Raw genomic sequence first — 19871 nt, 5'->3', positions numbered from 1 at the left:
TCAAGGACCGCCGTGAGGCCCCCGGGCTGGCGATGCTGGTGATGGCGGTACTGGCGCTGGTGGGATTGGTCAGCGCCGCGACGCAGCATCACACCGGATGGGCGGTGGGCTTCGGAATTCTGCTCTTAGTGCTGTTCGTCGCGGGTGTGTCCTGGATTTTCGTCGGACGAAACCGCGCCGCTCGCAGCACCGCCCGCAGTACCGCCCATCACCGGCGTCAGACCTAGCGCTCCGGCGGCGAACCGAGACACCGCTTCGGCTCCGGTCCGCGTCGCCTCCTCCTGGCCCACCCGGCTGCGGGTGGCGATCTCGCCGGAGACCGGGTTGAGCGTTACCTCGGCCAGCACCTCGCCGGTGGTCGGCTCGCACACCGCCCACAGGTAGCGGGTGTCCTCGGCCCAGCCGGCGGCCGCCTTCGTCACGTAGTCCGGGTCGGTCTCGCCGAGATCGGTCAGCGTGGGACGGTCATCGACGCGAGAGTCGGCCCGTGGCATCCGTAGATACCACGGGCCGGCATTGATCTCGATGGGCTCGATGTCCGAGGCTCCGCTACTTGATCTCGCAGAGCACCGTGCCCTGGGTGATGGCCGCTCCGGCTTCGGCCGCCAGGCCGGTGATGACACCGTCCTTGTGCGCGGTGACCGGGTTCTCCATCTTCATCGCCTCCAGGACGACGACCAGGTCACCGGCGGCGACCTCCTGGCCCTCTTCGACAGCCACCTTCACCACGGTGCCCTGCATGGGCGCGGTCACCGCGTCACCGGACGCCGCCGCGCCGCCGTGGGCGCCGCGCTTGCGGGCCTTGGGCTTCTTGCGGATGGCTCCGGCGGCACCGCCGGCCGCGCCACCGCCGCCCAGCGCCAGGTCTCCGGGCAGCGACACCTCCAGGCGCCGGCCGCCGACCTCGACGACCACCTTCTGCCGCGGCTGGGCGTCCTCTTCGTCGAGCGGCTCGCCGCCGCTGAACGGCTCGATGTTGTTCTCGAACTCGGTCTCGATCCAGCGGGTGTGGACAGTGAAGCCGTTCTCGTCGCCGACGAACGCCGGGTCACGCACCACCACGCGGTCGAACGGGATGACCGTGGCCAGCCCCTCGACGTGGAACTCGTCCAGGGCGCGCCGGGCGCGCTCGAGGGCCTCGGTCCGGGTCGCCCCGGTGACGATCAGCTTGGCCAGCATCGAGTCGAACTGGCCGCCGATCACCGAACCGGTTTCCACGCCGGAGTCCATCCGGATGCCGGGTCCGGTCGGCGGGTCGAAGCGGGTGACCGGGCCGGGAGCCGGCAGGAAGCCGCGACCGGCGTCCTCACCGTTGATGCGGAACTCAATGGAGTGGCCACGGGGCTGCGGGTCCTCGGTGATGTCGAGGGTCTCGCCGTTGGCGATGCGGAACTGCTCGCGCACCAGGTCGATGCCGGAGGTCTCCTCGGTGACCGGGTGCTCGACCTGCAGCCGGGTGTTGACCTCCAGGAACGAGATCAGCCCGTCCTGGCCGACCAGGTACTCCACCGTGCCGGCGCCGTAGTAGCCGGCCTCCTTGCAGATCCGCTTGGCGGACTCGTGAATCTCCTTGCGCTGCGCGTCGGTCAGGAACGGCGCCGGGGCCTCCTCGACCAGCTTCTGGAAGCGGCGCTGCAGCGAGCAGTCGCGGGTACCGGCCACGACGACGTTGCCGTGCTGGTCGGCGATAACCTGCGCCTCGACGTGGCGGGGCTTGTCCAGGTAGCGCTCCACGAAGCACTCACCGCGGCCGAACGCCGCGATCGCCTCGCGGGTGGCCGACTCGAACAGCTCGGGGATCTCCTCGAGGGTGCGGGCCACCTTCATGCCGCGGCCGCCGCCACCGAACGCGGCCTTGATCGCTACCGGCACGCCGTACTCCTTGGCGAACGCGACCACCTCGTCGGCGTCCTTGACCGGGTCCGGGGTGCCGGGCACCAGCGGCGCCTTGGCGCGGGCGGCGATGTGGCGGGCGGTGACCTTGTCACCGAGGTCGCGGATGGACTGCGGGCTCGGCCCGATCCAGATCAGGCCGGCGTCGATCACGGCCTGGGCGAAATCGGCGTTCTCGGAAAGGAATCCGTAGCCGGGGTGGATCGCGTTGGCACCCGACTGCGCCGCGGCGTCGAGGATCTTCTCGAACACCAGATAGGACTCGGCCGAGGTCTGCCCGCCCAGGGCGAACGCCTCGTCGGCCAGCCGGACGTGCGGTGCGTCGGCGTCTGGTTCGGCGTACACGGCCACGCTGGGCAATCCGGCGTCGCGCGCGGCGCGGATCACCCGGACTGCGATCTCCCCGCGGTTGGCGACGAGCACCTTGGAGATCTTCGTGCTGGCATGGTTCGCCACTTGCCCTCCTGACGGCATCTTTAAGAAATGTCTTTAAGAATCTAGTTCACAGCAGTGTAAGGCGCGACCGACCCGCCCGAATGACGCGCCCCTTATGCGGAGCGGAGCCGGCGCTTGATCCGGGTCAACATGGCCGACATCCCCCGCAGCCTCAGCGGGCTGATCAGCGCCGCCAGGCCCAGGCTGGAGGCGAAGTCCTCGGGCACCCCCAAGATGACGTCGGCCGACTGGCCGTCGAGGCCCGCCGCCCAGATCGACGCGAACCCGCGGGTGGTCGGGGCTTCCGGTGGCGCGCTGAAGTACAGCCGCACCCGCTGCCGGTCGGCGGCATCGACATGGAGGAACAGCGGTGACTGGCACTCCGGCACCGGCTCCATGGCCGATTCGGCCAGATCGTCGGGCAGGTCGGGGAGCTCGTCGGCGAACTCCAGCAGCAGCCGCAACTTGTCCTGCCCCTCGACTTCGGCGAAGTCGGACACCACCTGCGCCAATCCTTCCGGCAGGCTCATCAGCTGGCTGTGGCTCCCTGAGCTGTCGCGGGCACCTGGCCCGGTTCCGGGCCGTCGACGATGGGAACCCGCACGGTGTTGCCCCACTCGGTCCAGGAGCCGTCGTAATTACGGACTCCCTCCATGCCGAGCAGGTGCGTCAGCACGAACCAGGTGTGGCTGGAGCGTTCCCCGATGCGGCAGTAGGCGATCGGCTTGTCCTCGGGCTTGATGAACCCGTACAGCTCGTCGAGTTCCTCCCGCTTGCGGAACCGGCCGGCGTCGTCGGCGGCCTTGCTCCACGGGATGGACACCGCGGTGGGGATGTGGCCGCCACGCAGCACACCCTCCTCCGGGTAGTCCGGCATGTGGGTGCGCTCGCCGGTGTACTCCTGCGGCGAGCGGACGTCGATCAGCGGCTCGCGGCCGATGATCTCCAGCACCTCGTCCTTGTAGGCCCGGATCGGGGCGTCGTTGCGCTGCACCACCGGATAGCCGGTGGTGGTCTTCGACGGCACATCCAGGGTGGTCTCGCGGCCCGACGACACCCACAGATCGCGGCCGCCGTCGAGCAGGCGCACGTCTTCGTGGCCGAACAGGGTGAACACCCACAGTGCGTAGGCGGCCCACCAATTGGACTTGTCGCCGTAGATCACCACGGTGTCGTCGCGCGAGATGCCCTTGCGGTTCATCAGGTCGGCGAACTGCTCCCCGGTGATGTAGTCCCGGACCGGGGCGTCGTTGAGGTCGGTGACCCAGTCGATCTTCACCGCCCCGGGAATGTGGCCGACGTCGTAGAGCAGCACATCCTCGTCGGACTCCACTACGACGAGACCGGGTTTACCAAGGTTCCCCGCGAGCCAGTCGGCGGTCACCAACCTCTCGGGGTGGGCGTAGGACTGCAGGGCGGGGCTGGGGTCGGCAGGCACTGGCACGTTGTCGAGCCTACCCACCGCGGTCGCCCGCGTCGCGGCTAGACGCCGCGACGTCGCCCGGGGGTTGGTTCCGCAGCGGGCGGGTACCCCAGTTGCCGATGGCTAAGGCACCCACCGGAGGACCGTTTCATGGCTGACAGCGAACAGGATTCGGCGAACACCGATGTCGTCGACATCCTCACCGCCGACCACAACGAGATGATCGACCTGCTGACCGAAGTCGAGGGTACTGCCGACCCCGATGCTCAGCGCGACATCGCCGACACCGTCACCGCCGAGGTGATGCGCCACTCGGTGGCCGAGGAGATGTTCGTCTACCCGGTCGTGGAGGACAAGCTGCCCGGCGGCGCCGACGATGTGAAGCACGACAAGCAAGAGCACGACGAGATCGTGAAGCTCATGAAGAAGCTCGAGGACGTCTCCGCGTCGGACCCGGCATTCATGGATCTGACCGAACAGCTCAAGTCGCTGCTGCGTCATCACGCGAACGACGAGGAATCCGAGCAGTTTCCCAAACTGCGGGAACACCTTTCGGCCCGGGAGCTCGTCGAAATGGGTGAAAAGGTCCAGAACGCCAAGAAGGTGGCGCCCACCCGCCCGCACCCGCAGGCACCGCATTCGGAGTTGTTCCACAAGACCCTCGGCGCCGGGGTGGGCATGGTCGACCGGATCCGCGACAAGCTCACGGGACGACAAACCGGCTAAGCGGCCTGATGCTCAGCCGCCGAGGTTGCGCACGGCGGTGGTCAGCGCCTGAGCCTGGTCGTCGAGTTCCCGTTCCGACAGCGATTCGCCGCCGCCGGTGCGCTCAATGATCTCGCCGCGGGAAGCGACCCGTAGTGCGCCGCGATACTTCGCTGATGTGAGCTCGGCGGCGGGCACGATTTCCAGGCGCCCCTCGATCAAGATCAGCACCGGGTCGTCGGCCTCGCCGATGCCGAGCAGCCGGCGTACGTCATCTGCGGAGATGTCCATCACCTCCAGTGACTTCCCCGTCGGCGCGTCGCCTACACCGGGTTGGCCGCCCACAATGCGGCGACGGACAGGCCGGCGCCGGCCAGCAGCGAGCGCAGCAACGGCAGGCTGATTCCGATGACGCTGGACGGGTCGCCGTCGACGCCGTCGATGAACCAGCCGCCCAGGCCATCCAGGGTGAAGCCGCCGGCCACCCGTAGCGGCTCGCCGGTGGCCAGGTAGGCCTCCAGATCATCGTCGGTGGGCGTTCCGAACCGGACTGTGGTGACCACAGTCTCGGCGGCCCGATGGCGAGTCTCGTTGTCGCGCAAGCGGATCAGACAATGGCCGGTGTGGAGTGCTCCGGCGCGCCCGGCCATCGACTGCCATCGGCGACGCGCCTCATCGACCGACGGCGGCTTGCCGGCCAACTCGCCGTCGATCAAGAGCATCGAATCGCAGCCGATCACCACGCAATCCGCGGCGATGGCCGGCTCCAAGCGGGCCGCGACGTCATCGGCCTTGGCGCGCGCCAGTGCCCGCACCACCTCGGCAGGACCGGCATCGGGGCCCAGGGCCGCCGCGACGGCGTCCTCGTCCACCCCGGAGACGACCACCAGTGGGTCGATCCCGGCACCGCGCAGAACGGCCAACCGGCCTGACGATGCGGACCCGAGGACGAAACGCGTCACCGGCGCATATGCACGCGCTCCAGCAGCGTGATCCGCTGCCAGCTGAACAGCGGGTACCGGAGTTTGTCGACCGGGTGGCCCCACAGGTTGCGCTCCTGCGCGCCGGCGTCGGTCACGCCGCCGCCGGCACTGCCCAGCACCGCAACCAGCGCCGCGACTTCCTCGTCGGTCGGGTTGCCCTTGAGTACCCGGATGTGCGGTTCGGCGGCTGCGGGAGCCTCCTGCTCTGGGGCGGCCGCGTTCTCGTCGCCGCTCGCGGCGCTCACAGCGGGATGTTCCCGTGCTTCTTGGGCAGCGGCTGGACGATCTTGCGTTCCAGCAGCCGCAGCGACGTCGCGATGTAGCCGCGGGTGTGCGACGGCGGGATCACCGCGTCGACGTAGCCGCGCTCGGCGGCGACGTACGGGTTCACCAGGGTGTCCTCGTACTCCTGCTGCAGGTTGAGGCGAAGCGCGTCGACGTCCTCGCCGTTGCGGGCGGCCTCGGAAAGCTGCTGGCGGTAGACGAACCCGACGGCGCCGGAGGCGCCCATGACCGCGATCTGGGCCGTCGGCCAGGCCACGTTGACGTCGGCGCCCATCTCCTTGGAGCCCATCACGCAGTACGCGCCGCCGTAGGCCTTGCGGGTGATGACGGTGATCTTCGCGACGGTGGCCTCACCGTAGGCGTAGAGCAGCTTCGCGCCGCGGCGGATGATGCCGTTGTACTCCTGCTCGGTACCGGGCAGGAAGCCCGGCACATCGACCAGCAGCACGATCGGGATGTTGAAGCAGTCGCAGGTCCGGATGAACCGGGCGGCCTTCTCCGAGGCGTTGATGTCGAGGCAGCCGGCGAACTGGGTGGGCTGGTTGGCCACGATGCCGACGGTGCGGCCATCGACGCGGCCGAACCCGACGATGATGTTCTGGGCGTAGCCGGACTGCACCTCGAGGAACTCGTCGTCATCGAGGATCCGGGTGATGACCTCGTGCATGTCGTACGGCTGGTTCGGCGAGTCCGGGATCAGCGTGTCCAGTTCGAGGTCCTCGTCGGTGAGGTTGTCCTCGATCGCGCCGTCGGCAGCCGGCGCCGGGTAGCGCGGCGGGTCGGCGTAGTTGTTCGGCGGCAGGTAGCTCAGCAGGTCGCGTACGTACTCGAAGGCGTCCTGCTCGCCAGAGGCGACGTAGTGCGCGGTGCCGGATTTGCCCATGTGGGTGTGGGCACCGCCCAGCTCCTCCTGGGTGACGTCTTCGCCGGTGACGGTCTTGATCACGTCGGGGCCGGTGATGAACATCTGGCTGGTCTGGTCGACCATCACGATGAAGTCGGTCAGGGCGGGGGAGTACACGTGACCGCCGGCGGCGGCGCCCATGATCAGCGAGATCTGCGGGATCACGCCCGAGGCCAGGATGTTGTTGTGGAAGATCTTGCTGTAGAGGCCCAGCGAGACCACACCCTCCTGGATGCGGGCGCCGGCGCCGTCGTTGATGCCGATCAGCGGCCGGCCGGTCTTCATGGCCAGCTCTTGGACCTTGACGATCTTCTCGCCGTAGACCTCGCCGAGGCTGCCGCCGAACACAGTGGCGTCCTGGCTGAAGATGCAGACCTCGCGGCCGTCGATGGTGCCGTAGCCGGTGACCACGCCGTCGCCCAGCGGACGCTTCTCGGCCAGGCCGAAGTTGGTGCTGCGGTGCTTGGCCAGCGCGTCGAGCTCGACGAACGACCCCTCGTCCAGCAGGGCAAGGATGCGCTCGCGGGCGGTCAGCTTGCCCTTGGCGTGCACCTTCTCCACTGCGGCTTCCCCGACCGGGTGCAGGGTCTCCGCGGTCCGACGCTTGAGGTCGGCAAGCTTGCCTGCGGTGGTGTGGATGTCGACGACGTGCTCGCCCTGGGCTTCTACAGCGGACTCCCCGGAGTGCTCAGTAACGGTCATAAGAAACGATCTTAATCGTGGACCATCGGTTATCCCGACCGGACCCGGTTAGGGAATGTCGTCGTCGCCGACGTTGTCGCGGTCCGCGAGCAGTTTCTCCGGGTGGTGGTAGTGGTTGGTGCGGGGTTGTCCGTGGTCGTGGTGTGGTGGGGGCAGGGTTTCGGTGGTGCCGTCGTGGCGTTTGCGGGTTTTCCAGCCGGCTGAGGTGATCAGTTGGTGGTGTGGGCCGCAGCGCAGGGTGAGTTCGTCGATGTTGGTGCGGCCGGTTTGGGCGTAGTCGGTGTCGTGGTGGACTTGGCAGTAGTAGCCGGGGATGGGGCAGTGGGGGTGGCTGCAGCCGCGTTCTTTGGCGTAGAGCACGATCCGTTGCCCGGGTGAGGCCAGCCGTTTGGTGTGGAACAGCGCGCATTCTTTGGCGCCGTGATAGATGCGCAGGTAGTGGTGGGCGTGGCTGGCCAGGGCGATCACGTCGCGTATCGGTAGCCAGGTGCCGCCGCCGGTGTGGGCTTTGCCGGTGCCGGCGTCCAGGTCGGCCAGGGTGGTCGAGACGATGATGGTGGCCGGTAGGCCGTTGTGTTGGCCGAGGTTGCCAGAGGCCAGCAGGGCGCGGCCCATCGCGGTCAGGGCGTCGTGGTTGCGTTGCCCGGCGCTGCGCCGATCGGCGTCGATCGCGGTTTGCGAGGGTGTGCCGCTGATGCATGGGGTGGGGTCGTCGGGGTTGCACATGCCGGGGGCGGCCCAGCGGGCCAGCACGGCATCGAGGGTGGCGCGGGCTTGGGGATCGAGGTGGGCCTTGATGGCGCTCATGCCGTCGCGGTCTTGGGGGCCCAGTACCAGGGTGCGGCGTTTGGCGCGTTCGGCGTCGGTGTAGTTGCCGTCGGGGTGTAGGTGATCGGCGATGCGTCCGGCGAGTGTGGTCAGTTGTTCGGGCCGGTAGTGGCCGGCCAGTTCGGTGAGCTCTTTTTCGGCGTGGGTCAGGCGGTCGGTGTCGATGCCCTCGGGTAGGTAGTCGAAGAATTTGCGGATCACGTCGATGTGGGCGGCCCCAATCTGCCCGGCGCGTTGGGCGCTGGCCACCTGCGGCAGTAGCGGTGGCAGGGGTTGGCCGGTCAGGGTGCGCCGGGTTCCCAGTTCGGCGGCCTCGGCGATGCGGCGTCCGGCCTCACCACGGGCGATGTGCAGCTCATCGGCCAGCCACCCAGCGGGGCTTGCCGCCCAGCTCGGCCGGATCCGCCGCGGCGAGCTGGTTGACCAGGGGGTGCTCGAGGGCCGGCAGCCGGCGGCGCAGAATCTCGCTGCGCCGCAACAGCGCCACGCACTCGCGCGGGGTTAACGCGTCGAAGTCCAGCTCCAGTGCTCGATCGAGGTCAGCGGTCAGCGCGTCGAACACGTCGACGATCTCTTCCCCGGTTATTCGAACGCATGTGCTAATAGTAGCGGCGCGTACCGACAAGCCGCAGAATTCCATCCACACGCAAAACCGCAGTGACACAAGTGAATACAGTGGTTCACGGGGTGCGCGTTTATCGCTTCCCGGTCAGCGGGTACGCGGCTGCAATGAAGCCCAACGTCGCTATCACTCATCCGGATCGGGAGCTCTTCCCGGCATCGGCCACTCACGAAGCGATCACCAAGGGCGACCTGATCGACTATTACGCCGAGATGGCGCCGGTGATGGTGCCGCACCTGGACGGTCGTCCGCTCACCCTGACCCGGTTTCCCGGCGGCATCGACGAGGAGGGGTTCATCCAGCAGAACTTCGCCGCGTCATTGCCGGACTGGATGGACCGGGTGGATGTGCCCCGAAAGTCCGGTGCGGGATCGGTCGTGCATCCGGTGGTGGCGCGGGATGAAGCGCTGGTGTGGGCAGCCAACCAGGACTGCGTCACGCTGCATGCCTGGCTGTCCCGTCAGCCGCACCTGGACGCGCCGGATCGGCTGGGGTTTGACCTGGACCCCGCCGACGACGACTTCGCCGTGGTCCGGGCCACCGCCCGCGCGGTTGCCGACGTCCTTCAGGAGCTGGGTTTGACGGCCTATGTGCAGACGACGGGCTCCCGCGGGCTGCATGTCGTCGCGCCGCTGCGGGGCAGTGCCGGTTTCGACACCGCCCGGGAGTTCGCCCGCGCCGTTGCCGGCCTGGTCGTCAACGACGACCCGCTGCACCGCACCTGCGAAATCCGCAAGGGCGGCCGCGGTGGCCGGGTGTATGTGGACATCATGCGCAACGCCTACGGGCAGACGGCGGTGGCGCCGTACGCGGTCCGGGCCCTCCCGGGTGCGCCGGTGGCCACGCCGTTGGAGTGGGACGAACTCGACGTGCCCGGCCTGCGCCCCGACGGATTCACTCTGCGCGACGTGCCCCAGCGGATGACCGAACGCGGTGATCCGTGGGCGGACATGTATCGGCATGCGTGCGCGCTGGCCCCACTGCGGAATCGCCTGGCGAAGCTGGGCGCCTAGCTCAGGCGGCGGCGTCGCCGGGCTTGGGGCCAGGTTTCAGCGGTTCGGTGACTTCGGTGACCTGCTTGATGAAGTCGCCGATGTAGTGGATCGCCCGCCGGCCCTCCGGAAGTACGTCGGCCGCCAACGGGAAATCGTGGATCTGGCCGTCCCACAAGTGCAGATCGCACGGCACGCCGGCGGCCTCGAGGCGTTCTGCCATGACCTCGGAGTCGGGCAGCAGCAGTTCGTCGGAGCTGGCGTGGATGGTGACCGGTGGCAGCGACGACAGGTCGGCGTCCACCGGTGAAGTGATCTGTGCCCGACGGAGATATCGGGTGAACGCCGGTAGCGCCCCACGCGGGAACATTGCGCAACGGCCGGCGTTTCGGTGGCGCATCTTCGTCGTCGGGTCGGGATCGGTGAAGGGTGAAACCGCCGCTATTCCAGCAGGTTTCGGCAGTCCGGCCTGCAAAGCGGCCAAGGTGGTCATGAATGCCAGATATCCGCCGGCCGAGTCGCCGGCGATGACAATCTGGTCCGGGTCGTAGCCGCGGCGGATCAGCCAGCGCAACCCGCTCAGGCCGTCGTCGATCGCGTCGGATATCCGGTGCGAGGGCAACATTCGGTACTCGATGTTGAGAACGCAGGCATCTGCGGCCCGGGACAGTCGCGCCACCAGGGACCGGTGGGTGTTGAGCCCGCAGGTCAGAAACGCGCCGCCGTGCAGGTAGAGAATCGCGCGCTGCGCCGACGACTCCGTGACCTGAACCCGTTCGGCCACACAGTGACCCAGCCGGAAGCGCTCGATGTCCACGGCCGGCCGGTAAGGCACCCAGCCGGCGAACCGGTCGACCGACGCGAGCGGCCACGCCAGCTCCGGCCGGAAGGCCCACGCGCGCACCATATTCTTGACGACGAACCGGCTGGCCAGCGACACCGCAACCGATTGTGCACTGTGGCGACGGTGAATTCGTCGCTTCACCCCCCTGGTGGCCATGGGATCCCCTCCTATACAGCTACGGGTACCCTGCGCTCGGGCGTTTCAACCGGCGCCGCGACGGCACCGGCCCTAAGCTGGCGAAATGAACGTTCAGCCGCCGCCGCTCGATGCACCCGTTCTTCGTGATGGGCTGGTGGGGCCGGGTCAACCCTGGCGCGCACTGGATGTCCTCGCCGAAACCGGGTCCACCAACGCCGATCTGTTGGCCCGCTCGGCTTCCGGCGAGGACATCGACGGCGCGGTGCTGCTGGCCGAACACCAGACGGCCGGCCGCGGGCGGCACGGCCGGCACTGGGTGGCCCCGGCGCGTAGCCAGCTCGCACTGTCGGTCGGGGTCGCCGCGGACATGGTGCCGACGTCGGGATGGGGCTGGCTGACGTTGGCGACCGGGGTCGCGGTGGCCGATGCCCTGACCGAGGAGGGCCTGCAGGTCGGCTTGAAGTGGCCGAATGACGTGATTGTGGGCGCCGACAAGCAAGGCAAACTGGCCGGCATCCTCGCCGAGGTGGCCGCGCCCAAACAGCTCATCGTGGTCGGGCTCGGCCTGAACGTGACCATGACCGCGGAGCAGGCGCCGGATCCGGCAGCGGTCTCGCTGGCCATGCTCGGAGCATCGATGCTTGATCGGAACGTCCTGGCGCGCAAGGTTCTTCGTCACCTTGCCGCCCGGATCGCGGCGTGGCGTTCCGCCGGCGGAGCGGATGAGGCGCTGACAGCGGACTACCGGCGGCACAGCTGCACGCTGGGTGCCCGGGTGCGCGCCGAGCTGCCCGGCGATCAGCGGGTCGAGGGCCTCGCTGAGGGCATCGACGAAATGGGCCGGCTCGTCATCGACACCGGGACCGAGACCGTCACCGTGTCGGCCGGCGACGTCACCCGGCTGCGGCCGAACAGCTAGGGCCGGTCGTGGGTTATCCGGAGAACGTGCTGGCCGCGGACGAACAGGTGGTGCTGCACCGGCATCCGCACGTCAAACGCCTGATCGGGCCGGTGCTGGCCCTGCTGCTGGCCACCGCTTGCGCCGGCTTCGCGTCCGGGATCGTCAACCCGCGGGCCTGGGACCCCAACGCCAAGAATGTGGTCTTCGGGGTGATCTGGGCGATCTGGCTGGTGGTGGTCGGCTGGCTGGCGATCTGGCCGTTCCTGACCTGGCTGACCACCCATTTCGTCGTCACCGACCGACGGGTGATGTACCGGCACGGGTTGCTGACGCGCAGCGGCATCGACATCGCGTTGGCGCGGATCAACAGCGTGGAGTTCGTCCACGGGCTCATCGACCGGATGCTGCGCACCGGGACGTTGATCATCGAGTCGGCGTCACAAGAACCGCTGGAGTTCTACGACATCCCGCGCGTGGAGCAGGTCCACGCGCTGCTCTATCACGAAGTCTTCGACAGACCGTCCGCAGCGGGCGGCTGATGGCGGGCGGGGCGCCGGAACAGGGTCACCACACCGGTGTCCGGGCCGCCCTCGAGGGTGTCTTCCAAAGCCTCGACCAGTGCGCCGTCCTCGATCGCCGCGCCCAGCGCCGCATCCGTGCTGCGTGCGAACTCGTCGGGGAAGACCCAGCGCCGGAACGCCCAGAACCGGAACGCCATCTGCAGCAGGTTTCCGATGATGTAGGCCGAGACGAAGTCGGCGATGTTTTCGACCGTCAGCGACACCATCGGCGCCCGCAGCTGCAACACGTAGCTGGAGAACCACAACGGGGCCATTGACAGCAGCACGCCGACGCCGCTGACCCCGAAGAACAGCAGGGCCTCGTGATGGCGCTCCCGGCCGCCCCGGTCCTTGAAGCTCCACTCGCGATTGAGGATGTAGGAGGCGATCACCGCGACGATGCCCGAGATGACCTTGGCGGTGACCGGCTTGGGCTCCAGGATCGTCAGCTTGAGCGTGTAGAACAGCGCTGAGTCGATGATGAACGTGGTCGCGCCGACAATGGCGAACTTGATCAACTCATGGTGGCGCTCGGCCAGTGGCCGCATCACCCGCGGCAGACGGGCGATCGTGGCGTCGGTAAAAGACACAAGTTGCCAGTGTACGGACTTTGCCTGATCTGCGCCTAACGACTGGATAACGACGCAAACCGGCCGACGTGACACGATATTGCCCGTGCCGAAACAGCCAACCACCGCGCCGCCGCCCGAGAGCGGGCGCAGCCCTCTGGTCGCCATGGTCGGCGGCGGTCAGCTGGCCCGGATGACTCACCAGGCCGCGATCGCGCTCGGCCAGCGGCTGCGGGTCCTGGCCGCCGCCGCCGACGACCCGGCGGCCGAGGTCACCTCGGATGTGGTGATCGGTTCCCACACCGACCTCGAGGACCTGCGCCGGGCCGCGACGGGGGCCACCGTGCTCACCTTCGACCACGAGCATGTCCCGGCCGAGCTGCTGGACACTCTGGTCGCCGAGGGGGTGAATGTGGCCCCGCCGCCGGGGGCGCTGCGCCACGCCCAGGACAAGCTGGTGATGCGCCGCAAGCTGGCGGCCCTGGGCGCGCCGGTGCCGCGGTTCGCCGCGATCGAGAGGGTCGAGGCCGTCGAGGAGTTCGCCGCGCTGACCGGCGGCCCGATGGTGATCAAGACGGCCCGGGGCGGGTACGACGGGCGCGGGGTGACCATTGCCGACGACGTGGCCGGGGCCCGGGCCGCCGCCGCCGACTACCTGGCCTCCGGGGTGCCGGTGCTGGCCGAGGAGCGCGTCGCGATGCGCCGGGAGCTCTCCGCGCTGGTTGCCCGGTCGCCGTTCGGCCAGGGGGCGGCGTGGCCGGTGGTCGAAACCGTGCAGGATGACGGGATCTGTGTGACCGTGATCGCGCCGGCCCCCGACCTGTCGGAGGAATCAGCCGCTGCCGCACAGCAATTGGCGCTGCGGCTGGCAGACGAGCTAGGCGTGGTCGGGGTGCTGGCCGTCGAGCTGTTCGAGACGACGGACGGCGAGCTGCTGGTCAACGAGCTGGCGATGCGGCCGCACAACTCCGGGCACTGGACCATGGACGGTGCGGCGACCAGCCAGTTCGAGCAGCATCTGCGCGCGGTGCTGGACTATCCGCTCGGCGCCACCACCCCGGTGGTGCCGGTGACCGTGATGGCCAATGTGCTGGGCGCCCCCGAGCCGCCGGCGATGACGATGGACGAGCGGCTGCACCACCTGTTCGCCCGCTATCCCGACGCGCGGGTGCACCTGTACGGCAAGGATGAACGGCCGGGCCGCAAGATCGGGCACGTCAACCTGCTCGGTGACGACGCGGCGGCGTCGGCGAAGCTGCGTGAGCGGGCCGAAAGCGCGGCACACTGGTTGTCGCACGGTGAGTGGACAGATGGATGGGATGCACATGGCTAACAGCCCCCGGGTCGGCGTCATCATGGGCAGCGACAGCGACTGGCCGGTGATGGAAGACGCGGCCATGGCGCTCGCCGAATTCGACGTCCCGTTCGAGGTGGGAGTGGTCTCGGCGCACCGCACCCCGCAGCGGATGTTCGACTACGCCCGGGACGCCGCCGGTCGCGGCATCGAGGTGATCATCGCCGGGGCGGGCGGCGCAGCGCACTTGCCCGGGATGGTGGCTTCGGCCACACCGCTGCCGGTGATCGGGGTCCCGGTGCCGCTGGCCCGCCTGGACGGGCTGGACTCGTTGCTGTCGATCGTGCAGATGCCGGCCGGGGTGCCGGTAGCCACAGTTTCCATCGGCGGTGCGCGCAACGCGGGTTTGCTGGCGGTGCGTATCCTGGCCTCCGCCGATCCGGCATTACGGGCCCGGATGGAGAAGTTCCAAAAGATGCTGGCGGACACCGTGCTTGCGAAGGACGCCGCACTTCAAGGTAAAGTTACCGGCGAGTAGCTTAGGAGGCTGTGATGGCTGGGTGGGCCGGGAATCCGTCGTTTGACCTGTTCAAACTCCCCGAGGAGCACGACGAGCTGCGGGCGGCGATCCGCGCGCTGGCCGAGAAGGAGATCGCTCCGTACGCCAAGGAGGTCGACGAGCAGGCGCGCTTCCCCGAAGAGGCGCTGGCGGCACTGAACGCCTCGGGCTTCAACGCCGTGCACGTCCCTGAGGAGTACGGCGGGCAGGGCGCGGACTCGGTGGCGGCCTGCATCGTGATCGAGGAAGTCGCCCGGGTGTGTGCGTCGTCGTCGCTGATTCCGGCGGTGAACAAGCTGGGCACCATGGGCCTGATCCTGTCCGGCTCGGATGAGCTCAAGCGGCAGGTGCTGCCCTCGCTGGCCTCCGGGGAGGCGATGGCCTCCTACGCGCTTTCCGAGCGGGAGGCCGGCAGTGACGCCGCGGCGATGCGCACCCGCGCCAAGGCTGACGGCGATGGCTGGATCCTCAACGGCTCCAAGTGCTGGATCACCAACGGCGGCAAGTCCAGTTGGTACACCGTGATGGCGGTGACCGACCCCGACCTGGACGCCAACGGCATCTCGGCGTTCATGGTGCACGTCGACGACGAGGGCTTTTCCGTCGGGCCCAAGGAGCACAAGCTCGGCATCAAGGGCTCACCGACCACCGAGTTGTATTTCGAGAACTGCCGCATCCCCGGCGACCGGATCATCGGCGAGCCCGGTACTGGGTTCAAGACCGCGCTGCGCACCCTGGAAGGTGCTGATGTTCTTGCCGAACTGCTTGCGGTCCTTGGTGTATTCGATCGCCGCGTCCAGGGCGCCCTGCGCGATACCGACAGCCTGGGCACCGATGGTCGGGCGGGTGTGATCCAGGGTGCGCAGCGCGGTCTTGAACCCAGTACCGGGCTCGCCGATGATCCGGTCGCCGGGGATGCGGCAGTTCTCGAAGTACAACTCGGTGGTCGGGGAACCCTTGATGCCGAGCTTGTGCTCCTTGGGCCCGACGGAAAAGCCCTCGTCGTCGACGTGCACCATGAACGCCGAGATGCCGTTGGCGTCCAGGTCGGGGTCGGTCACCGCCATCACGGTGTACCAACTGGACTTGCCGCCGTTGGTGATCCAGCACTTGGAGCCGTTGAGGATCCAGTCATCGCCGTCAGCCTTGGCGCGGGTGCGCATCGCCGCGGCGTCACTGCCGGCCTCCCGCTCGGAAAGCGCATAGGAAGCCATCGCCTCCCCGGAGGCCAAGCTCGGCAACACCTGCGCCTTGAGCTCATCCGAGCCCGACAAGATCAGCCCCATGGTGCCCAGCTTGTTCACCGCCGGAATGAGCGACGACGACGCACACACCCGCGCGACCTCTTCGATCACGATGCAGGCCGCCACCGAGTCCGCGCCCTGCCCGCCGTACTCCTCGGGCACATGCACGGCGTTGAAACCCGAGGCGTTCAGTGCCGCCAGCGCCTCTTCGGGGAAGCGCGCCTGCTCGTCGACCTCCTTGGCGTACGGAGCAATCTCCTTCTCCGCCAGCGCGCGGATCGCCGCCCGCAACTCATCGTGCTCCTCGGGGAGTTTGAACAGGTCAAACGACGGATTCATTCGTTCTCCTTAAGTACTCGATTGCTTGGCTGCGCATCACGTCTTTACGGATCTTGCCGGTGACGGTCATCGGAAACTCGTCGGACGCTGCCGGAGTTGCTAGAGCGCAACATTGACCGACTTCGTCTGCAGGTAGAGATCGAGGGCATCAGCCCCGAGTTCACGGCCCCAGCCCGACTGCTTGTAGCCGCCGAACGGCATCGCCGTATCCAAGCCGTTGTACTGATTGACCCAAACCGTTCCGGCCTTCAGCGCTCGTGCGACCCGATGGGCTTTGGAAATATCGCGGGTCCAGACACCGGCAGCCAGCCCGTAGTTCGAATCGTTGGCAGCCCGCACCGCTACGCCGATGCCGGCGTCGGCGTTGAACGGCAGCGCGGCCACAACGGGGCCGAAGATCTCCTCGCGGACGATGCTGAATTCCGGTCGCACGTCGACGAATACCGTGGGCTCGATGAAGAATCCGCGGTCGCCGTGGCGCTTGCCGCCGGTCAGGGCACGGGCCCCCTCGGCGAGCCCGTCCCGCAGATATCCGGTGACCTTGTCCAGCTGTTCCGCCGAGACCAGTGGGCCCAATTCGGTACGCGGATCGAGTCCCGGACCGATCTTCACCTTCGAAGCCGCCTCGGCGACGGCGGTGGTGAAGTCGGCAAAGATCGCGTCCTCCACAAACAATCGGGTACCTGCCACACAACACTGACCGTGATTGAACAGCCACGCATTCACAGATCCCGCGACAGCCAGATCGAAATCTGCGTCGGCGAACACCACGTTGGGGCTTTTGCCGCCCAACTCCAGCGACACCTTCTTCAGATTGCCGCGCGCGGCGTCGACGACGAGCTTGCCGACCTCGGTGGAGCCGGTGAACGCGATCTTGTCGACCCCGTCGTGAGCTGACAGCGCAGCGCCGACATCACCGAATCCCGTGAGGATGTTGACCACCCCCGGCGGGAAACCGGCCTCGCAGAAGATCTCACCCAGCAGCAGCGCCGACAACGGCGTCTGCTCGGCCGGCTTGAGGATCACGGTGTTGCCCGCTGCCAGCGCCGGCGCCAGCTTCCATGCGGCCATCAACAGCGGGAAGTTCCACGGCACGATCAACCCGCATACCCCGACCGGCTCGCGAAGTGTGTAGGCGTGGAACTGCGCTTCCGGCGGCGCAAGCGGCATCGACACATTGACGGTCGAGCCGCCGATCTTGGTGGCCCAGCCCGCGTAGTAGTGGAATGCATCCGCGGACAACGCCGCGTCCACCGCCGCGGCGACTGCCGCGGATTTGCCGTTGTCCAACGCCTCTATCTCGCCGAACTCCGCGGCCCGCTCGGCGATCATGTCACCGACTCGCCACAGCAGTCCGGCCCGCTCATTGGGTTTCATCGCCTGCCACGGTCCATCGTCGAACGCGTCGCGGGCTGCAGCCACCGCACGATCGACATCGCCGGACTGCGCCCAGGAAACGTCAGCCAGCCTCAGTCCGGATGCTGGGTCGCTGGTGACAAAGGTGCGCCCCGATTGTGCGTCCACCCAACGTCCGCCGATGAGCAGCTGCTTGCGCCGGTCCAAGAAGGCCTGGACATCGGCGCGGATGGGAAACTCGGCAATAGTCGTCATGGCAGGCTCGTCGCAATGTTCGACACGACAGTTGGCAACGCTCAACGTGCTTCACGGTCGACGGAGCTGATCCACGGAAAAAAGCGCGCCGCTCCCACCGCGATCACGCGCTGATACGCCGGCCCGGCAACCCGTGCCAGCACATCGAGGGCATGAGCCTCCCACCCGATCACCACTCGGGCACTCCCCTTGCGGACCCCTGCGACGATCTTGTTCGCGGCCATCTCCGAGGAATGCAGTGCCAGGTACTTGTCGAAGAACTCAGCGAACGTATGCGCGTCCTCGCCGTCCACGACTGATGCGTTGCGGGCCACGGCCGTCTTGATGCCGCCCGGATGCACACACGTCACCTTGACCGGGTGACCACTGATCAGCATCTCCTGGCGTAGCGCTTCGGTGAAGCCCCGCACTGCGAACTTGGCTGCGTTGTAAGCGCTTTGGCCCGGCACCGCAACAAGACCGAATAGGCTCGAGACATTGATGATGTGCCCGTCACCCGACGCGATCACGTGCGGAAGGAAGGCCTTGGTGCCGTTGACGACTCCCCAGAAGTCAACGTCCATCACCCGCTCCATGTCCTTGAACGCCACCTTCTCGACGTCACCGTTGTAGGCGATACCGGCGTTGTTGTAGACCTGATGAACGTGGCCGAAGTGGGCGACAACGTCTTGGGCGTAGGCCAGCACCGCGGCCCGCTCGGCCACATTGACGCGGTCCGACTTCACCTGCGCGCCCAATACTTCAGCCCTGCGCACCGTCTCGGCAAGACCCTCGGCGTCGATATCGGACAGCGCGAGTTTGGCGCCCTGGGCAGCGAGATTGAGCGCCAGCGCCCTGCCGATCCCCGACCCTGCACCCGTAATGACGGCGACCTTGCCTGCGAACTTAGTCATGGCACGATCATGGTCATCGGTCATACCATCGGTCTTGACATTTTGTGACATATTTTTGTCATTTCACGACACAAGGGTTGATGCGTGGGCAGCCTCATCCGGGCACCGGCGATGTCGGGCTACGCCGAGCTGGTGCGCGAACTCGACGCTGACCCAGAGACTTTCTTGTCGCGCTTTCGCATTCCGCCCGACGCTGAATACCACGAGGACGGGTTCGTGTCGTCCGGCGCGTTCATTCGCCTGCTGGAGAACACCGCCGACGAACTTCGATGCCCGGACTTCGGCCTGCGGCTCTCCGGCCGGCAAGGCCTGCACGTCCTCGGTCCGCTCGCGGTGATCGCCCGAAACGCGCAGACGGTGCTGGGCGGCCTCCGAGCGATCGCCCGCTACCTCTACATTCACTCACCGGCATTGGGGCTGGCCGAGCGGCCAACCGACGGCGGCAGCGCCTTCGGCTATGCGGTGGCCGAATCGGGTATCCCGTATCCGCTGCAGGCCTACGAACTGAGCATGGGCATCGCGGTGCGCATCATCCAGTTGCTCGGCGGCCCGCAGGCCCGAGCGGGCGCGATCGTGTTCATGCACGCCCAACGAGCCCCTGACGACGCGTACCGCCAAGCGTTGGACTGCCCGGTGCGGTTTGCCCAAACCTGGTGCGGGTTCGAACTTCCCGCCCAGCTGGCCGAGCAGCGTATCGAGAACGCTGACCCCAACACCCGGCGTCTCGCCACCAGCTACCTGGAATCCACCTATCTGCCCAACTCGCCTTTGTTGTCGGTACGCGTAGCCGAACTGGCGCGTCGGCTCCTGCCCACCGGCCAGTGCAACATCGATGTCATCGCGGCCGAGCTGGCCATGCATCCGCGGACCCTGCAACGGCAACTGGCCACCGAGGGGATGGGTTGCCGGGCGGTCATCGACCAGCAACGCCGCGATCAGGCGATGCGCTACCTCGCCGAACCCGATCTGCCGATCCAACACATCGTCGCCCTACTCGGCTACTCCGAGCAGAGCGCCTTCAACCGGTCGTGCCGGCGCTGGTTCGGGAAGACGCCGCGGCAGTTGCGGGACAGCGGGCCGGGCCCACTCTCGCCCTAGCCTGAGGTCACACTCGGCGCCTCATGTGTCGTCGCACACATATCCCAAA

The 19871-nt window shown here is 67.7% G+C and carries 19 protein-coding genes and 4 pseudogenes; 8 read left to right on the top strand and 15 right to left on the bottom strand.

Going from position 1 to position 19871, the window contains the following annotated elements; genetic code table 11:
- Nucleotides 1-125 precede the first annotated feature (125 nt).
- The 4 genes from A5648_RS19815 to A5648_RS19800 all read right to left on the bottom strand — a co-directional run bounded on the left by A5648_RS19815 (nucleotide 126) and on the right by A5648_RS19800 (nucleotide 3772).
- A complete protein-coding gene (locus tag A5648_RS19815; protein ID WP_065026280.1) occupies nucleotides 126-536 on the bottom strand; it encodes a hypothetical protein in 411 nt (136 codons plus the stop codon).
- A 13-nt stretch (nucleotides 537-549) separates the two neighbouring features.
- Entirely contained in the window at nucleotides 550-2349 is a 1800-nt protein-coding gene (locus A5648_RS19810; protein WP_065026183.1) for an acetyl/propionyl/methylcrotonyl-CoA carboxylase subunit alpha, read from the bottom strand.
- Between the two features lie 92 nt (nucleotides 2350-2441).
- A complete protein-coding gene (locus tag A5648_RS19805; RefSeq protein ID WP_065026182.1) occupies nucleotides 2442-2858 on the bottom strand; it encodes a SufE family protein in 417 nt (138 codons plus the stop codon).
- Nucleotides 2858-3772 (bottom strand): sulfurtransferase, encoded by a 915-nt coding sequence (locus A5648_RS19800; RefSeq protein WP_065026181.1) that lies wholly within the window; start codon nucleotides 3770-3772, stop codon nucleotides 2858-2860. The genes A5648_RS19805 and A5648_RS19800 overlap by 1 nt, the downstream gene beginning before the upstream one ends.
- Before the next feature lie 129 nt (nucleotides 3773-3901).
- Here A5648_RS19800 and A5648_RS19795 point away from each other — a divergent pair, with 129 nt between their 5' ends.
- Nucleotides 3902-4477, top strand: a complete 576-nt coding sequence (locus A5648_RS19795) for a hemerythrin domain-containing protein (protein ID WP_065026180.1) — start codon at nucleotides 3902-3904, stop codon at nucleotides 4475-4477.
- Between the two features lie 12 nt (nucleotides 4478-4489).
- On the opposite strand, the gene A5648_RS19790 is transcribed toward A5648_RS19795, so the two are convergent.
- The 5 genes and pseudogenes from A5648_RS19790 to A5648_RS19770 all read right to left on the bottom strand — a co-directional run bounded on the left by A5648_RS19790 (nucleotide 4490) and on the right by A5648_RS19770 (nucleotide 8762).
- Complete coding sequence (locus tag A5648_RS19790) at nucleotides 4490-4747, bottom strand: hypothetical protein (protein WP_065026279.1); 258 nt, start codon at nucleotides 4745-4747, stop codon at nucleotides 4490-4492.
- 32 nt (nucleotides 4748-4779) lie between these two features.
- A complete protein-coding gene (locus A5648_RS19785) occupies nucleotides 4780-5418 on the bottom strand; it encodes a Maf family protein (RefSeq protein ID WP_065026179.1) in 639 nt (212 codons plus the stop codon).
- Entirely contained in the window at nucleotides 5415-5684 is a 270-nt protein-coding gene (locus tag A5648_RS19780) for an acyl-CoA carboxylase subunit epsilon (protein ID WP_064857191.1), read from the bottom strand. The genes A5648_RS19785 and A5648_RS19780 overlap by 4 nt, the downstream gene beginning before the upstream one ends.
- Nucleotides 5681-7330 carry an acyl-CoA carboxylase subunit beta gene (locus A5648_RS19775; RefSeq protein WP_064857190.1) on the bottom strand — a complete coding sequence of 550 codons (1650 nt, stop codon included), beginning with the start codon at nucleotides 7328-7330 and terminating at the stop codon, nucleotides 5681-5683. Before A5648_RS19775 ends, A5648_RS19780 begins: the two co-directional genes overlap by 4 nt.
- A gap of 48 nt (nucleotides 7331-7378) precedes the next feature.
- Nucleotides 7379-8762, bottom strand: a pseudogene (locus A5648_RS19770) (HNH endonuclease signature motif containing protein).
- Nucleotides 8763-8887: 125 nt separating this feature from the next.
- On the opposite strand from A5648_RS19770, the gene ligD reads away from it, so the two are divergent.
- A complete protein-coding gene (ligD, locus tag A5648_RS19765; protein WP_065026178.1) occupies nucleotides 8888-9793 on the top strand; it encodes a non-homologous end-joining DNA ligase in 906 nt (301 codons plus the stop codon).
- A gap of 1 nt (nucleotide 9794) precedes the next feature.
- On the opposite strand, the gene A5648_RS19760 is transcribed toward ligD, so the two are convergent.
- Nucleotides 9795-10772, bottom strand: coding sequence for an alpha/beta hydrolase (locus tag A5648_RS19760; RefSeq protein WP_065026177.1), 978 nt, complete (start codon nucleotides 10770-10772; stop codon nucleotides 9795-9797).
- Nucleotides 10773-10857: 85 nt separating this feature from the next.
- Between A5648_RS19760 and A5648_RS19755 the strand changes: the two genes are divergently transcribed.
- Both A5648_RS19755 and A5648_RS19750 read left to right on the top strand, forming a co-directional pair.
- Nucleotides 10858-11673, top strand: coding sequence for a biotin--[acetyl-CoA-carboxylase] ligase (locus tag A5648_RS19755; RefSeq protein ID WP_065026176.1), 816 nt, complete (start codon nucleotides 10858-10860; stop codon nucleotides 11671-11673).
- A gap of 8 nt (nucleotides 11674-11681) precedes the next feature.
- Complete coding sequence (locus A5648_RS19750) at nucleotides 11682-12194, top strand: PH domain-containing protein (RefSeq protein ID WP_065026175.1); 513 nt, start codon at nucleotides 11682-11684, stop codon at nucleotides 12192-12194.
- Here the strand turns inward: A5648_RS19750 and A5648_RS19745 are convergent.
- Nucleotides 12155-12805, bottom strand: a complete 651-nt coding sequence (locus A5648_RS19745; RefSeq protein ID WP_065026174.1) for a GtrA family protein — start codon at nucleotides 12803-12805, stop codon at nucleotides 12155-12157. The genes A5648_RS19750 and A5648_RS19745 overlap by 40 nt on opposite strands.
- An 85-nt stretch (nucleotides 12806-12890) precedes the next feature.
- Here A5648_RS19745 and A5648_RS19740 point away from each other — a divergent pair, with 85 nt between their 5' ends.
- The 3 genes and pseudogenes from A5648_RS19740 to A5648_RS22955 all read left to right on the top strand — a co-directional run.
- Nucleotides 12891-14117: a 5-(carboxyamino)imidazole ribonucleotide synthase gene (locus A5648_RS19740; protein ID WP_428844360.1), complete on the top strand. Its 1227-nt coding sequence runs from the start codon at nucleotides 12891-12893 to the stop codon at nucleotides 14115-14117.
- Nucleotides 14110-14616 carry a 5-(carboxyamino)imidazole ribonucleotide mutase gene (purE, locus tag A5648_RS19735; RefSeq protein ID WP_428844359.1) on the top strand — a complete coding sequence of 169 codons (507 nt, stop codon included), beginning with the start codon at nucleotides 14110-14112 and terminating at the stop codon, nucleotides 14614-14616. Before A5648_RS19740 ends, purE begins: the two co-directional genes overlap by 8 nt.
- 14 nt (nucleotides 14617-14630) lie before the next feature.
- Nucleotides 14631-15248, top strand: a pseudogene (locus tag A5648_RS22955) (acyl-CoA dehydrogenase family protein); the annotation flags it as partial.
- A 114-nt stretch (nucleotides 15249-15362) separates the two neighbouring features.
- On the opposite strand, the pseudogene A5648_RS19720 reads toward A5648_RS22955, so the two are convergent.
- The 4 genes and pseudogenes from A5648_RS19720 to A5648_RS19710 form a co-directional block, all read right to left on the bottom strand.
- Nucleotides 15363-16220 (bottom strand): annotated as a pseudogene (locus A5648_RS19720) (acyl-CoA dehydrogenase family protein); the annotation flags it as partial.
- Nucleotides 16204-16302: pseudogene (locus A5648_RS25135) on the bottom strand (hypothetical protein); the annotation flags it as partial. The pseudogenes A5648_RS19720 and A5648_RS25135, both read right to left, overlap by 17 nt.
- 17 nt (nucleotides 16303-16319) lie before the next feature.
- Nucleotides 16320-17831 (bottom strand): aldehyde dehydrogenase family protein, encoded by a 1512-nt coding sequence (locus A5648_RS19715; RefSeq protein ID WP_065026169.1) that lies wholly within the window; start codon nucleotides 17829-17831, stop codon nucleotides 16320-16322.
- A gap of 41 nt (nucleotides 17832-17872) precedes the next feature.
- Nucleotides 17873-18724, bottom strand: coding sequence for an SDR family NAD(P)-dependent oxidoreductase (locus tag A5648_RS19710; RefSeq protein ID WP_065026278.1), 852 nt, complete (start codon nucleotides 18722-18724; stop codon nucleotides 17873-17875).
- A 111-nt stretch (nucleotides 18725-18835) separates the two neighbouring features.
- On the opposite strand from A5648_RS19710, the gene A5648_RS19705 reads away from it, so the two are divergent.
- Entirely contained in the window at nucleotides 18836-19822 is a 987-nt protein-coding gene (locus A5648_RS19705) for an AraC family transcriptional regulator (RefSeq protein ID WP_109470865.1), read from the top strand.
- Nucleotides 19823-19871: the final 49 nt, after the last annotated feature.

Source organism: Mycolicibacter sinensis, assembly GCF_001673565.1.
Classification (GTDB): Bacteria; Actinomycetota; Actinomycetes; order Mycobacteriales; family Mycobacteriaceae; genus Mycobacterium; species Mycobacterium sinense_C.
Note: the sequence above shows the minus strand (reverse complement) of the source record. Positions and strands in the feature narration are given on the sequence as shown.

Excerpts from the sequence above, each read along its gene's own strand:
- A5648_RS19795 (WP_065026180.1), top strand. The coding sequence starts at position 3,902 with ATGGCTGACAGCGAACAGGATTCGGCGAACACCGATGTCGTCGACATC.
- A5648_RS19790 (WP_065026279.1), bottom strand. The coding sequence starts at position 4,747 with ATGGACATCTCCGCAGATGACGTACGCCGGCTGCTCGGCATCGGCGAG.
- A5648_RS19760 (WP_065026177.1), bottom strand. The coding sequence starts at position 10,772 with ATGGCCACCAGGGGGGTGAAGCGACGAATTCACCGTCGCCACAGTGCA.
- A5648_RS19805 (WP_065026182.1), bottom strand. The coding sequence starts at position 2,858 with ATGAGCCTGCCGGAAGGATTGGCGCAGGTGGTGTCCGACTTCGCCGAA.
- A5648_RS19775 (WP_064857190.1), bottom strand. The coding sequence starts at position 7,330 with ATGACCGTTACTGAGCACTCCGGGGAGTCCGCTGTAGAAGCCCAGGGC.
- A5648_RS19755 (WP_065026176.1), top strand. The coding sequence starts at position 10,858 with ATGAACGTTCAGCCGCCGCCGCTCGATGCACCCGTTCTTCGTGATGGG.
- purE (WP_428844359.1), top strand. The coding sequence starts at position 14,110 with ATGGCTAACAGCCCCCGGGTCGGCGTCATCATGGGCAGCGACAGCGAC.
- A5648_RS19710 (WP_065026278.1), bottom strand. The coding sequence starts at position 18,724 with ATGACTAAGTTCGCAGGCAAGGTCGCCGTCATTACGGGTGCAGGGTCG.
- A5648_RS19715 (WP_065026169.1), bottom strand. The coding sequence starts at position 17,831 with ATGACGACTATTGCCGAGTTTCCCATCCGCGCCGATGTCCAGGCCTTC.
- ligD (WP_065026178.1), top strand. The coding sequence starts at position 8,888 with ATGAAGCCCAACGTCGCTATCACTCATCCGGATCGGGAGCTCTTCCCG.
- A5648_RS19705 (WP_109470865.1), top strand. The coding sequence starts at position 18,836 with ATGTCGGGCTACGCCGAGCTGGTGCGCGAACTCGACGCTGACCCAGAG.